Origin of the sequence: Halomonas sp. PR-M31 (assembly GCF_001039575.1) — a bacterium.
Taxonomy (GTDB): Bacteria; Pseudomonadota; Gammaproteobacteria; order Pseudomonadales; family Halomonadaceae; genus Modicisalibacter.
In genome coordinates this window covers 79632-93782 of sequence record NZ_JIBT01000045.1, presented here as the reverse complement: position 1 = coordinate 93782, position 14151 = coordinate 79632, and the positions used below count along the sequence as shown (strand labels likewise).

Here is a 14151-nt window from a genome sequence, read left to right as displayed (position 1 = left end):
GCTTACAAGCGCCCACATGAATTACCTGATCAATTGTTAAAGAGCGGTGCTGCAACCCCAGGGCGGGCCCTCGTCGGCAGCAGCGGATGCGTACTCTACGGATTCCGACCGAGCCTGGCAAGCCCTCGCCGAGAAAAAATTCTAGTTCATGAAATGGAATGGCGCCAAGATTATTTTCGAGTCAGGAAAGAAACTCGATCGATGTAAATCGAGCGGCCCTCAAGGTCCGCTCGCGCAATGCCTGTCTCAGATAACAAAAAGATCCATGAATTCGTTGACGGGCGTACCCTCGAGGGCTTTCTGCTGCTTGCACAGATCGAAGATCTTCTGGCTACGACCTGCCGGGAAGCGCGTTGCCAGATTCACCTTGAACTTATCTTCCAGCAAAGAAATACCTTCTTTTCGACGGCGCCGATGACCGACCGGATATTCGACGACCACTTGCTCGGTCTTACTACCGTCCTTGAAAAAGACCTGTACCGCATTGGCGATGGAGCGCTTGTCGTCCTCCAGGTACTCCCGGGTATAGCGCTCGTCTTCGACCACTTCCATTTTCTCACGCAGCTCATCGATGATCGGGTTAGCCGCATGGAAACTGTCTTCGTAGTGCTCGGCAACGAGGTTGCCGAAAATCAAAGGTACGGCGGTCATGTACTGCAGGCAATGATCCCGATCCGCAGGATTGGCTAGTTTGCCCACCTTGGAAATGATGCGAATCGCCGATTCGTGGGTGGTGATGACGATCCGGTCGATTTCGCCGAGACGATCCTTTACCTGGGGATGCAACAGAACAGCTGCCTCGCAGGCGGTCTGAGAATGAAATTCGGCGGGAAAGGAGATCTTGAACAGAATGTTTTCCATCACATAGGTGCCGTAGTCCTGTGAAAAGCTGAACCGGCGCTTGTCTTCAGACTTGATCTGCTGATCCTTGTTGGACTTGGTAAACAGCACATCGTAGAACCCCCATTGGGGCGCAGTCAGCGCACCGGGGATGCCCATCTCGTCTTTAAGCGCAATGTCCGCCAGCCGTACGCCGCGGGATGTGGCATCGCCCGCGGCCCAGGACTTGCGAGAGCCGGCATTGGGCGCATGACGATAGGTCCGCAGGCTTTGACCATCGACCCAGGCATGAGAGAGCGCTGCCAGCACTTGTTCGCGATCGCCTCCCATCAGCTTGGCGACCACGGCGGTGGTGGCTACCTTGACCAGCACCACATGATCGAGTCCCACACGATTGAATGAGTTCTCGAGAGCGATCACGCCCTGGATCTCGTGAGCCATGATCATGGCTTCGAGCACATCGCGCATGGTCAGCGGCGACTTACCTACGGCAAGACGCTTCTGGGATAGATAATCCGCAACGGCCAGAATGCCGCCCAGGTTATCCGAGGGATGCCCCCATTCTGCCGCCAGCCAGGTATCGTTGTAGTCCAGCCAGCGGATGATGCAGCCGATGTCCCAGGCTGCCTTGACCGGATCGAGGCGAAAGGACGTACCTGGCACACGAGCGCCGTGGGGCACTACGGTTCCCTCGATCAGCGGCCCCAAATGCTTGGTACATTCGGGGAAGCGCAGCGCCAGCAAACCACAGCCCAGGGTATCCATCAGGCAGTTGCGGGCGGTATCCAGCGCCTCCGGACTCTTGATCTTGTAATCGAGCACATAATCGGCAATTTTCCGCAGCTCTTCGTCGTAATCCGGACGAACATTGGCTTCCACGTTGGCACTCATTGCGCTTTCTCCTTGCGATAAAACAAAACGCCTGCTTCCCAAAGCCTAGCTCATCTAAAAGCTATCGCCGGGCACACGCACCCACCCCTCCATCAATATCCGCGCGCTGCGACTCATAATGGCCTTGGTCGCGATCCATTGGCCATTTACCTGACTGACTTCAGCGCCTACCTGCAAGGTGCCGGAAGGATGACCAAAGCTCACGGACGTACGCTCCCCCCCACCGGCGGCAAGATTGACCAAGGTACCCGGCACCGCCGCCGCCACGCTGATCGCCACCGCCGCGGTGCCCATCATGGCGTGGTGCAGCTTGCCCATGGACAGCGCCCGCACCAGCAGATCGATGTCGCTTGCGGCCACCTGCTTGCCACTGGACGAAAGATAATCCGCCGAGGGCGCGACAAACGCCACCTTGGGCGTATGCTGGCGACTGGCAGCCTGATCGATATGCTCGATCAGGCCCATACGCAGCGCACCGTAAGCACGAATGGCTTCGAACCGTGCAAGCGCTCGGGTATCGCTGTTGATCGCCTCCTGCAGCTCGGTACCGGTATAGCCAATATCCGCGGCGTTGATAAAGATGGTCGGAATACCCGCATTGATCATGGTCGCCTTGAGCACACCTCCGGCCACCACCTCTTCTGGCACCTCGAGATCATCGATCACGTTACCAGTGGGGAACATCGCGCCGTCGCCATCTGCCGGATCGGTGAACTCCACCGCCACCTCGGCGGCGGGAAAGGTGACCCCATCGAGCTCGAAATCGCCGGTTTCCTGCACCTTGCCATGGGTCATCGGCACCCGGGAGACGATGGTCTTTTCGATATTAGCCTGCCAGATACGCACCGTGGCGACGCCATTGTCGGGAATGCGCGCCGCATCGATCAGGCCACTTTCGATGGCAAAAGGGCCGACCGCCGCGGAAAGATTGCCGCAGTTGCCGCTCCAGTCGACGAAGGGCTTGTCGATGGAGACCTGACCGAACAGATAGTCCACGTCGTGATCCGGCGAGTCGCTTTTCGACAGGATCACCGTCTTGCTGGTGCTCGACGTCGCCCCACCCATGCCGTCGATCTGCTTCTGGTACGGATCGGGGCTGCCGATCACTCGCAGCAGCAACGCATCCCGCGCCGGACCGGGATGTTGGGCGGCCTCCGGCAGATCATCGAGGCGAAAGAACACCCCCTTGCTGGTGCCGCCCCGCATATAGGTGGCGGGGATTCGAACCTGGGGAATCTGGCTCATGTCAGGCCACCTCTTCGGCTTCGAGGAAATCCTGGGCGAAGCGCTGCAGCACGCCACCCGCGGAGTAGATCGAGACTTCTTCCTGGGTATCCAGGCGACAGATCACCGGCACCTCCAAAGTCTCCCCATTGCGACGGTGGATCACCAGGGTCATGGTGGCGCGCGGGGTGAAATCGCCGGTCACATCATAGGTTTCAGTGCCATCCAGCTCGAGGGTCTTTCGCGTCGTGCCCGGCTGAAACTCCAGGGGCAGCACGCCCATGCCCACCAGATTGGTGCGGTGAATGCGCTCGAAGCCCTCGGCGACGATAACCTCCACCCCGGCCAGCCGCACGCCCTTGGCCGCCCAGTCTCGGGAAGAACCCTGGCCGTAGTCGGCGCCGGCTACAATAATGAGCGGCTGCTTGCGCTGCATGTAGGTCTCGATCGCTTCCCACATGCGCATTGTCTTGCCTTCCGGCTCCACCCGGGCCAGGGAGCCCTGAATTACATTGCCGTCTTCGCCTCGAACCATTTCGTTCATCAGCTTGGGGTTGGCAAAGGTGGCGCGCTGGGCGGTCAGGTGATCGCCGCGGTGGGTGGCGTAGGAATTGAAGTCCTCTTCCGGCAGGCCCATCTTGTGCAGATATTCACCGGCAGCACTGTCCCTCATGATGGCATTCGACGGCGACAGGTGATCCGTGGTGATGTTGTCCGGCAGTATCGCCAGCGGACGCATGTCCTTCATGGTGCGTTGCGCCGCCAATGCGCCTTCCCAATACGGCGGGCGACGAATATAGGTGCTCATCTCGCGCCAGTCGTACAGCGGGCTTTCCGCCTCTTCCACCTTGCCCAGGTCGAACATGGGGATGTAGACCTGTTGAAACTGCTCTGGCTTGACGCTCGCCTTGACGATGGCGTCGATCTCTTCGTCCGAAGGCCAGATATCCTTCAGGGTAATCGGATTGCCTTGTTGATCCGTGCCAAGCACATCCTGCTCGATATCGAAGCGCACGGTGCCGGCGATCGCATAGGCGACCACCAACGGTGGCGAGGCCAGGAAGGCCTGCTTGGCATACGGATGAATGCGGCCATCGAAATTGCGATTACCCGAGAGCACTGCTGTAGCGTACAGGTCGCGAGCGATGATCTCCTGCTGAATCGTCGGGTCCAGCGCACCGCTCATGCCGTTACAGGTGGTACAGGCATAGGCAACGATACCAAAGCCGAGCTTTTCGAGTTCCGGCAGCAGGCCGGCGTCTTCCAGATAAAGTCGCGCCACTTTCGACCCCGGCGCAAAAGAGGACTTCACCCAGGGCTTGCGGATCAGGCCCAACTCGTTGGCCTTCTTCGCCAGCAGACCGGCGGCCACGACGTTGCGCGGATTCGAAGTATTGGTGCAGGAGGTGATGGCGGCGATGATCACCGCACCATCCGGCATCTTGCCTTCCTTCTCTTCCGCCAGGGCCTTGTCCAGATCGATAGCAATGCCGCGTTCCTGCAGATCCGCGGTCGCCACCCGGCGATGGGGGTTCGACGGCCCGGCTACGTTGCGCACCACACTGGACAGATCGAACTCCAGCACCCGCTCGTACTCCACCTCTTTTAGCGAGTCCGCCCACAGACCGGTCTCCTTGGCATATTTCTCAACCAGGGCAACCTGCTCTGGCTCCCGGCCGGTCAGCTTCAGGTAGTCGATGGTCTGCTCATCGATATAGAACATGCCCGCGGAGGCGCCGAATTCCGGGGTCATGTTGGAAATAGTGGCTCGGTCGCCGATGGTGAGATCCGCCGCGCCCTCGCCGAAGAACTCAAGGTAAGCGGAAACCACCTTCTGATTGCGCAGGAATTCGGTAATCGCCAGCACGATATCCGTCGCCGTGATGTTCTGTGGGCGCTTGCCGGTCAGCTTGACGCCGACGATATCCGGCAGGCGCATCATGGAGGGCCGGCCCAGCATCACGGTTTCCGCCTCCAGCCCGCCGACGCCGATGGCAATCACCCCCAGGCAGTCGATGTGGGGCGTGTGACTGTCGGTGCCCACACAGGTATCTGGAAAGGCCACGCGCTGCCCGCTCTCATCCGACTGTACCTGTATCACCGGCGACATCTTTTCCAGATTGATCTGGTGCATGATGCCGTTGCCCGCTGGGATCACGTCCACGTTCTTGAAAGCGGTCTTGGTCCAGTCGATGAAGTGGAAACGATCCTCGTTGCGGCGATCTTCGATGGCACGATTGGCATCGAATGCATCCGGCTCGAAACCGGCGTGCTCAACCGCCAGAGAGTGATCGACGATCAGCTGGGTCGGCACCACCGGATTGACCTTGGCTGGATCGCCGCCTTTCTCGAAGATGGCGTCGCGCAAGCCGGCCAGATCTACCAGAGCGGTTTGACCCAAGATGTCATGACACACCACCCGGGCCGGGTACCAGGGAAAATCCAGATCGCGCTTGCGCTCGATCAGCTGCTTGAGGGAGTCGGTGAGCATCGCCGGATCGCAGCGACGCACCAGCTGCTCCGCGAGCACTCGGGACGTATAGGGTAGTTTGGCGTAGGCGCCGGGTTTTATTGTTTCGACCGCTTCACGGGTATCGAAGTAATCAAGATCGGTGCCAGGCAAGCGTTTGCGATAGTCGGTATTCATCAAGACGAGCATCCATCCATTCATCGGATCGTTTTTTATATCGAAAATGGCCGTGGCGTTGCGCCACGGCCATGAAATCGCCTAGCCAGCGTTCAGTCGCGCTGTTCGATAGGCAACCATTCTTGCTTCTCCGGTCCGGTGCCTTTCATCGCGCCCGAAGCCGCGCGCACCGGGCCGGAGTCTGTAGCTATAATCACTTGCGCTGCTCGATCGGTAACCATTCTTGCTTCTCCGGTCCGGTGTAATCCGCGTTGGGGCGAATGATGCGGTTGTTCTCCCGCTGCTCGAAGACGTGAGCGCACCAGCCCGAGAGACGCGAGCAGACGAAAATCGGCGTAAACAGCTTGGTCGGGATGCCCATGAAGTGATAGGCGCTAGCATGGAAGAAGTCCGCGTTACAGAACATCTTCTTCTCTCGCCACATGACCTCTTCGACCCGCTCGGAGATCTGATAGAGTCGATCGTCACCGGCCTCTTCGGCAAGCTCCTTCGACCACTTCTTGATCATGGCATTGCGCGGGTCGGAATCCTTGTAGACCGCGTGGCCAAAGCCCATGATCTTCTCCTTGCGCTCGAGCTTACCCATGATCTCGCGCTCCGCTTCCTCCGGCGACTGCCAGTCTTCGATCATGGCCATGGCGGCCTCGTTGGCACCGCCGTGCAGCGGCCCGCGCAGCGAACCGATGGCGCCAGTCACGCAGCTGTGAATGTCGGAAAGCGTCGAGGCGCAGACCCGGGCGGTGAAGGTCGAGGCATTGAACTCGTGCTCGGCATAGAGAATCAGCGAGACGTTCATTACCCGGGCGTGCAGCTCGGATGCGGGCTTGCCATGCAGAAGGTGCAGGAAGTGACCGCCGATGGATTCATCGTCGGTGTCGGTGTCGATGCGCACGCCGTCGTGAGAATAGCGATACCAGTAGTTGATGATGCCCGGAAACGCCGCCAGCATGCGATCGCTCTGATCCTGCTCTTCGTCGAAGCTTTGCTCGGTCTCGAGATTGCCCAGCATGGAGGCGCCGGTACGCATTACGTCCATGGGGTGGGCATCCGCCGGAATCTCTTCAAGCACCCGCTTGAGCGCATCCGGCAAATCCCGCAGGCTCTTGAGCTTGGCCACGTAATCGTTCAATTCCTGCTGATTGGGTAGTTTGCCCTTGAGCAGCAGATAGGCCACTTCCTCGAAGCGGGCATGATCCGCCAGGTCGTGAATATCATAGCCGCGATAGGTCAGGCCGGATCCTTCCTTGCCCACGGTGCATAGTGCTGTACTACCGGCGCTCTGACCGCGCAGGCCGGCTCCATTGGTCGGTTTGTCTGCCATGATAGACCTCCAGATGTTCCCTGATGAATTGATAGCGTATTGCGTTATTTAGCCGTTGCCCTTACCGGTGAACAGCTCATCCAGCTTGCGTTCGAATGCATGATAGTCGAGGAAATCGTAAAGCTCGTCCCGGGTCTGCATGAGATCCACCACGTCCTTCTGATCGCCTTTTTCGTGGATATTGCGATAGACCTTTAAGGCGGCGGCGTTCATGGCGCGAAAGGCCGACAGCGGATAGAGCACCATGCGACAGCCGACATCATCCAACTCCTGCTGGGTGAACAGCGGCGTGGCGCCAAATTCGGTGATATTGGCAAGTATTGGTGCGCTCACTCCCTCACAGAAGGCGCGATAGTCATCCAGGGTGTGTACCGCTTCGGCAAATATAGCGTCCGCACCGGCTTCGATGCAGGCATTGGCCCGATCGATGGCCGCCTCGAGCCCTTCTTTCTGAAAGGCATCCGTGCGAGCAATGAGGTAAAAGGCTGGATCCTGCTTGGCATCCGCAGCGGCTTTGACACGATCGACCATCTCCTCCTTGGAAACGATCTCCTTGTTGGGACGATGGCCGCAGCGCTTCTGAGCCACCTGATCTTCAAGATGCACCGCCGCCACCCCGGCACGCTCCATTTCTCGAATGGTGCGCGCCACGTTGAAGGCACCGCCCCACCCGGTATCGATATCCACCAGCAGCGGCAGATCCGTGGCGGCAGTGATGCGCCGGGCGTCTTCCACGACATCGTTCATGGTAGTCATGCCCAGATCCGGCAGCCCAAAGGAGGCGTTGGCTACCCCGCCACCGGAGAGATAGATCGCCTGATGGCCGACCTTCTTCGCCATGAGGGCGGTGTAGGCGTTGATGGTGCCGACGATGGAGAGCGGACGGTTGGCTTCGAGAGCGCTGCGAAAGCGCGTTCCGGGTGTACTCATGAGGGAATCCTCTGGGGTGAAGGCGTGGAACTCTTTTCCTGCTGTAACACGATGGCATAGCGATTGGCGACGTTCTCGCGAGAGGCGCTGATATGGCGTCGCATGAGCAACTCGGACAGCTCCTCATCACCGGCTTCGATGGCATCGACGATACGATGGTGTTCAACGAAGGCCCGCTGCGGGCGCGTGCCGCTGGCGCTGAACTGGGTGCGGTAAAGCCTTACCAGGTAGTAAAGGTCGTCGCAAAGAATTGTGGTCAGCATGCGATTGTGACTGCCCAGCACGATGCGATAGTGAAAATCGAGATCGCCCTCGCGCTGATAATAGGCCTCGCCACTCTTGAGATCCGCTTGTCCTTCATGTACCGCCAGAACCTTGCGCAATCCGGCAATCTCTTCTGCGGTCATATGGCGAGCCGCCAATCTTGCCGCCATACTTTCCAGCGCCTCGCGCACATCGAACAGCTCGATCAACTCCTGCATCGAGAGCTTGACCACCCGAGCCCCGACGTGAGGCACCCGCTCGATCAACCGGTGCGTCTCGAGACGGCGCATGGCCTCCCGCAATGGGCCGCGAGAAATACCATAAACTTTTGAGAGACCGGGCTCGGTGATCTTTGCGCCCGGCGCCAGTTCACCGCGAACGATCGCGTCCTGTAGCTGATTGAAAACACGCTCCGCAAGGGTACGAACTTCCGGCGCGTCACTGTTTTCGATGGTCAGATTCATTGCGATTGTCGACAATTATGATGTTCATGAACTCTAGCCACCCTGCCGGCATGGGTCAATAGGCTAGTGGTCAGGTTTATTCATAGACATTAGTGTAACTTTCCTTTGGATCACCGCTCACATTGTCGACAATGAATCAACAGTACCATCAGTAACCCCAGGCATTCCATTTGCACGTCGCAACAGGACAAATTGATCAAGGATGCCTAGAATGGATGCCTTGCCAAAGGGAACCACCGCATGAAACCACGGCTGCTCATCACGCCGCTGCCTTATCATCACAATCCGCTGACGCTCTTTGCTCGTCTACGCCAACGTCCAGGCGCCGTGCTTCTCGATAGTGGCCGCCCCGAGGCGCCGGGGGGGCGATATGACATTCTCTCCAGCGACCCCTGCGCCGTTCTCACGAGCGATCAGCAGGGCCAGGTGCACTGTGATGCGGACATTGCATTACCGGCCGCGCCCTTCGCTGCGCAGCAAGCTCTGCTTGATACCCTCGCTCTTGACATACCGGATAGTGAACTACCGTTTCTTGGCGGATTGATCGGTTACTGGGGGTATGACCTTGGACGGGGAATTAAAGGTTCGCCAGAGCAATGCCGGGATGTCGTTACCCTGCCATGCAGTCGTCTGGGTCTTTATGACTGGGCTGTGATCCAGGATCATGAACAGCGCCAGACCTGGCTGGTCGCTACCGCCGAGCGAGGTGAGCAGGTTCAGGCGTGGCTGGACCACACGCCTGCTCCTACCGACCCGTTTGCCCTTACGAGCCCCTTCTCCGCGGAAATGGATCGTGCAGGCTATGGTCAACGGTTTCGCGATGTTCAGCGGTACCTGCAGGCCGGAGACTGCTACCAGATCAATCTAGCCCAGCGCTTCAGCGCCGGTTACGAAGGCGATCCCTGGCAGGCATATTGCTTGCTGCGCCAGGCAACTCCGACGCCCTTCGGCGGCTATATGGCCTGGCAGGGCAAGGCGGTCATGTCGCTATCTCCTGAGCGCTTCATCGAGGTTCGTGGCGACCGCGTGGAAACCCGCCCCATCAAGGTACCCGCCCCCGGGGAGCAACCTTGGAAATGGACCGAGCCTACGCGGAAGAGCTGGTGCAAAGCCCCAAGGATCGCGCCGAAAACATCATGATCGTCGATCTGCTGCGCAATGATTTAGGCCGAGTATGTCGACCAGGTAGCGTGCGAGTACCCAAGCTGTGTCAATTGGAAAGCTACGCCAACGTGCATCATCTGGTCAGCGTAGTGACCGGCGAGCTGGACCAGGGCCAAACGCCATTGAACCTGCTGGCCGCTGCCTTCCCCGGGGGCTCGATTACCGGCGCGCCCAAGGTCCGCGCCATGCAGATCATCGAGGAACTGGAACCCAGTCATCGCAGCGTGTATTGCGGCAGCCTGGGCTACATCGACATTCGTGGCCACATGGATACCTCGATCGCAATTCGCACGGTCCTGGCGGATGCTGGCCGTTTGCACCTGTGGGGCGGCGGTGGGCTGGTCGCGGACTCCAATGAAGAAGCCGAGTACTGCGAAACCCTTCACAAGATCGGCCGACTGATGGACGCCTTGGCTAATAATGACCCGAATGCTCGAGAAAGCCGGGATGCCCACCACATTTCCTTCTACCAGGCACCCTAGCTCCCAAGCATTTTTCGTTGTGGATATTAGCCCTCCATGCTTACTCAGAATGATCCAAAAACGCTTCACTCGGAATTACACCACTGGCCGCTATACGTCATCTGAGTATCTAAGCATCTAACCAAACAATATTGGGGCGCTAGGGGCTACTTTTGCTAAGCTTTGCCTGCAAAGTACTTGCAATCGTTCATGGCAGTACCCTCATGGCAGTACTCTTTTGTTTACTTCACCAATCCCCCCTCCGCAGTCATCGCACCGCGGCTTTCAGGAGAGTTGTATGGATCTGGATATTGATGCCCTAAACGCGCAATTCAACGAGAATCCGGAAGGACTCGTTCACTGGGCATTAAGTCTGGACAAACGCGCCATTTGCACTACTAATTTTCGCCCTTTCGAAGCAGTACTGTTGCACATGGTGACTCGCATGAAGCCCGATATTCCTGTTCTGTGGATGGATTCAGGCTATAACACCGAGGCAACCTATCGTTTTGCTGATGCTCTCTCTCAAGGTTTAGCGCTAAACCTGCACACCTATCACCCGCGGCGCTCTCGCGCTCATCGCGAAGCCCTCGAAGGTGCGACTCCCTCGATAGACGACCCTCGGCACGCAAGCTTCACCGAGGAAGTGAAGCTTGAACCCTTCGAGCGAGCCTTACGCGAAATAGCGCCTCAAGTATGGTTTACCGCCCTGCGCGCCGAAGATTCGCCGCAGCGGGCACAGATGCAGCCAGTCTCGGTAAACGCCGATGGATTGCTCAAGATCGCTCCGCTACTGCATTGGAGCGCCCGCGACATGCATCAGTATCTGCAACAGTGGGATCTGCCCAACAATTTCGACTATTTCGATCCCACCAAGGTGGAGGAAAAGCGGGAATGCGGGCTGCATCTACAGCACTAGGCAGTCTTCAGATAGTGCCTAGATAGTGAACTAGCGAACCGGTAGCTCCACATTCTTGAATAAGGAATCTTCGCTGCGCGGCCCTGCCGCCATGGCAGCATCGACGGTGTCGCGATCGAGATGAGGCGCAAAGCGCTGAACGAAATCGTACATGTAGCCGCGCATGAAGGTACCCCGTCTTATACCGATCTTGGTGGTTGAGCTTTCAAAAAGATGGCTAGCATCAAGGGGTACCAGATCACTGTCGAGCTCTGAGTCCACCGCCATATGGGCGACGATACCGATCCCCAGCCCCAGACGCACATAGGTCTTGATCACGTCCGCGTCAGCTGCGGTCAACACCACGTTGGGTTTCAACCCACCGTTGCGAAACGCGTCATCCAGTTGGGAACGGCCAGTGAATCCGAAGACATAGGTCACCAGGGGGTACTCTGCCAGTACTTCGAGGGTCAACTTGTCGACCTGGGTCAAGGGATGGTCCTTGGGGACCAAGATACAGCGATTCCAGCGATAACAAGGCAATAGAATCAGATCGGTGAATAGCTCCAAGGCCTCGGTACAAATGGCAAAATCCGCCTGGCCTTCACATACCATCTGAGCGATCTGTTTAGGGGTCCCCTGCTGCATATGAAGCGCTACGTCAGGATATTTGCGAGTAAACTCGCTGATCAAGGGCGGCAATGCGTAGCGCGCCTGGGTATGGGTGGTGGCAATGGAAAGATTGCCGCATCGCTCGTTGCTGTGCTCTTGCGCCACCTCTTTGATGATCCCGACGGTTCTAAGCACTTCACCCGCCAGATCGACGATCGATTGTCCAGCAGGGGTGATACGAGTAAGGTGTTTTCCGCTGCGCGCGAAGATCTCGATACCCAGCTCGTCCTCAAGAAGACGTATCTGCTTGGATATCCCCGGCTGAGAGGTGAATAAGCTTTGTGCAGTGGCTGAAACATTCAGGTTATGTCGACTGACTTCCCAGATGTAGCGTAACTGTTGCAGCTTCATACCAGAGATATCTCCAACTCGGGGCTTGGCAGAGCTCGATTGCACCTGCTCATACGTAATAGCTCAAAGCGATAAAGACTGTATTTTCTAATCACTTTAAAGTATATCAATCATGATAGTTCGCTCGTATGATCAGAGCAAGCGCAGCGTTGCACTGAACTTCTTCATAGCTCGCGCCTATCGGTAATTGTAATTAAGCTCATTTGCCAGCTGTCTGGTCGAGCGCTACCATCTAATTATTCCGCTAATGACGGCACACGCAATTTGGAGAGTTTCATGGCTAATAACATCGATGTCACCGCCACTAACTTCGAGCAGGAAGTGCTCAATGCCGAGACACCGGTCTTGTTGAAGTTCTGGGCGCCTTGGTGTGGGCCGTGCAAGATGATGGCGCCGGTGGTTGAGGAAGTTGCCGACGAAAAGAAGGAGCAGATCAAAGTCGTCAGCGTCAACGTAGACGATGCGCCGGAAATCGCTGCGGAGCACGGTGTCCGCGGCGTTCCTACGGTCATGCTGTTCAAATCCGGTGCCAAGGTTGCCTCACTGGTGGGCGCTCAGTCCAAGTCTCAGCTGTCCCAGTTCATCGAACAAAATGCTTGAATAGTCCTTGATAGACTCACTTCAGCAAAACGCCCTGTCTCGACAGGGCGTTTTACCATTCAGAGAAGACATCACTTAGCATTATACATGAGCGGATTTTTTCCTATCACGCCGTCTACGCCCGACCTTTCCGCCCATCATCTTGGCTAACCAGACAGTGCTTGGGTGGCTGTTGAGGGCGATTTTCAGTGTCATGGTTAAGGGCACCGCCAGCAGCATGCCGATCGGCCCTAGTATCCAACCCCATACCACCAGCGACATGAACGCCGCCAGGGTCGACAGTCCCAATGTCTGGCCCATGACGCGGGGTTCGATCAGATTGCCTATCACGAAATTGATGAATAGATAGCACAGTGCCAATAGGCCTGCTTGTATAGGGCCTCCTTCCGGCGATACCAGCATGAGCAGTACTGCCGGGATGGCGGCCAGTGCGGAGCCTATATTGGGAATGAAGTTGAGCAGAAATGCCATTGAAGCGAACAGCAGAGGAAAGCTTGAGCCGGTAGCCCAGCAGGCGATGAAGACCAAGACAGCAGTGACAAGACTAACTAACGTCTTGATCCCCAGGTAGTGACGCAGGTTGTAACTAAACTCATTGAACCTGCGTAGACTGGGTGCCGGGTTTTCCAGAGCAACGCCAATCTTGGCGCGAAAACTCAATGTCTCAAAAAGCATGAACCCTACCAGCAGAATGATCAGTATGCTCTGAGACAGTAACGTACCGATGCTCTCCAGCAAGGAGGGCACGAACTGGGAAAGCGTTGAAAAATCGAGCCAGTTGGAAATACTCTCCGGCTGAAGATACCCCCCTAGCGCCGGGGCCCAGCCAATAAAGAGATAGTATTGCGCTACCAGTTCCTTTTTGAACTCTGGGATTGCTTGCATGAAGCCGGCCATGCTGCCTGCCAACAGTACGCTCAACAGCAGCACGAACAGACCTAATATCACTAGGGTAATCAGCACCGAGAGCTGCTTGCTCACCCCCTTTTTATTCAGCCATTCGACAGGCGCATTGCAAATAACGGCAATAAACAGGGATAGAATCAGCGGCACCAAGATGTCGGAACCCAATTTTATGCCGGCAATGATCACAACCAGTGATGCCAATCCCAATAACAGATTGAGCGGAATATCTCGTTTGCTGGCTTCTTCTTCATCGTTTTCCATGAGGGCCTTCCTGGCATTGTGTTTTCATTATCATGATGACAAGACGTTGCCGTTACAATTTATCGAATACGGACAAAAAAGGTGGGTTTTTACCCACCTTTGCAGCGTCTTGCCCAAGAATACTATATCTGGAAACCGAGCCTGAAACTCTCTACAGGTAACGCTATCAACGCTGACGGCTCCGACTTCATCACGATCGTTCATGACCTTCATACCTATTGTCATGATCAGCTTCCCCTACTCGGCGTTGAGTCTGG

The 14151-nt window shown here is 57.0% G+C and carries 10 protein-coding genes and 1 pseudogene; 3 read left to right on the top strand and 8 right to left on the bottom strand.

Annotated elements, in window-relative coordinates; translation table 11 throughout:
- Positions 1-246 precede the first annotated feature (246 nt).
- The 6 genes from prpD to CH74_RS13035 all read right to left on the bottom strand — a co-directional run bounded on the left by prpD (position 247) and on the right by CH74_RS13035 (position 8581).
- The gene (gene prpD, locus CH74_RS13060; RefSeq protein ID WP_048307981.1) at positions 247-1731 is read right to left on the bottom strand and encodes a 2-methylcitrate dehydratase; all 1485 of its coding nucleotides are present in this window, start codon (positions 1729-1731) and stop codon (positions 247-249) included.
- A 54-nt stretch (positions 1732-1785) separates the two neighbouring features.
- On the bottom strand, positions 1786-2976 hold the full coding sequence (prpF, locus tag CH74_RS13055; protein ID WP_048307980.1) for a 2-methylaconitate cis-trans isomerase PrpF: 1191 nt from the start codon (positions 2974-2976) through the stop codon (positions 1786-1788).
- Position 2977: 1 nt separating this feature from the next.
- Positions 2978-5602: a Fe/S-dependent 2-methylisocitrate dehydratase AcnD gene (acnD, locus tag CH74_RS13050; protein ID WP_048307979.1), complete on the bottom strand. Its 2625-nt coding sequence runs from the start codon at positions 5600-5602 to the stop codon at positions 2978-2980.
- 193 nt (positions 5603-5795) lie between these two features.
- Positions 5796-6923 (bottom strand): 2-methylcitrate synthase, encoded by a 1128-nt coding sequence (gene prpC / locus CH74_RS13045; protein WP_048307978.1) that lies wholly within the window; start codon positions 6921-6923, stop codon positions 5796-5798.
- Between the two features lie 48 nt (positions 6924-6971).
- Positions 6972-7853 carry a methylisocitrate lyase gene (gene prpB / locus CH74_RS13040; protein ID WP_048307977.1) on the bottom strand — a complete coding sequence of 294 codons (882 nt, stop codon included), beginning with the start codon at positions 7851-7853 and terminating at the stop codon, positions 6972-6974.
- Positions 7850-8581: a GntR family transcriptional regulator gene (locus CH74_RS13035; protein WP_048307976.1), complete on the bottom strand. Its 732-nt coding sequence runs from the start codon at positions 8579-8581 to the stop codon at positions 7850-7852. Before CH74_RS13035 ends, prpB begins: the two co-directional genes overlap by 4 nt.
- Positions 8582-8821: 240 nt before the next feature.
- Here CH74_RS13035 and pabB point away from each other — a divergent pair.
- Both pabB and CH74_RS13025 read left to right on the top strand, forming a co-directional pair.
- Positions 8822-10227 (top strand): annotated as a pseudogene (pabB, locus tag CH74_RS13030) (aminodeoxychorismate synthase component I).
- Between the two features lie 277 nt (positions 10228-10504).
- The gene (locus CH74_RS13025; RefSeq protein WP_048307975.1) at positions 10505-11125 is read left to right on the top strand and encodes a phosphoadenosine phosphosulfate reductase family protein; all 621 of its coding nucleotides are present in this window, start codon (positions 10505-10507) and stop codon (positions 11123-11125) included.
- A 30-nt stretch (positions 11126-11155) separates the two neighbouring features.
- Here the strand turns inward: CH74_RS13025 and cysB are convergent, their stop codons facing one another.
- Positions 11156-12127, bottom strand: coding sequence for an HTH-type transcriptional regulator CysB (cysB, locus tag CH74_RS13020; protein ID WP_048307974.1), 972 nt, complete (start codon positions 12125-12127; stop codon positions 11156-11158).
- Between the two features lie 276 nt (positions 12128-12403).
- On the opposite strand from cysB, the gene trxA reads away from it, so the two are divergent.
- Complete coding sequence (gene trxA / locus CH74_RS13015) at positions 12404-12727, top strand: thioredoxin (RefSeq protein ID WP_048307973.1); 324 nt, start codon at positions 12404-12406, stop codon at positions 12725-12727.
- Positions 12728-12808: 81 nt separating this feature from the next.
- Here the strand turns inward: trxA and CH74_RS13010 are convergent, their stop codons facing one another.
- On the bottom strand, positions 12809-13894 hold the full coding sequence (locus tag CH74_RS13010) for an AI-2E family transporter (RefSeq protein ID WP_048307971.1): 1086 nt from the start codon (positions 13892-13894) through the stop codon (positions 12809-12811).
- Positions 13895-14151: the final 257 nt, after the last annotated feature.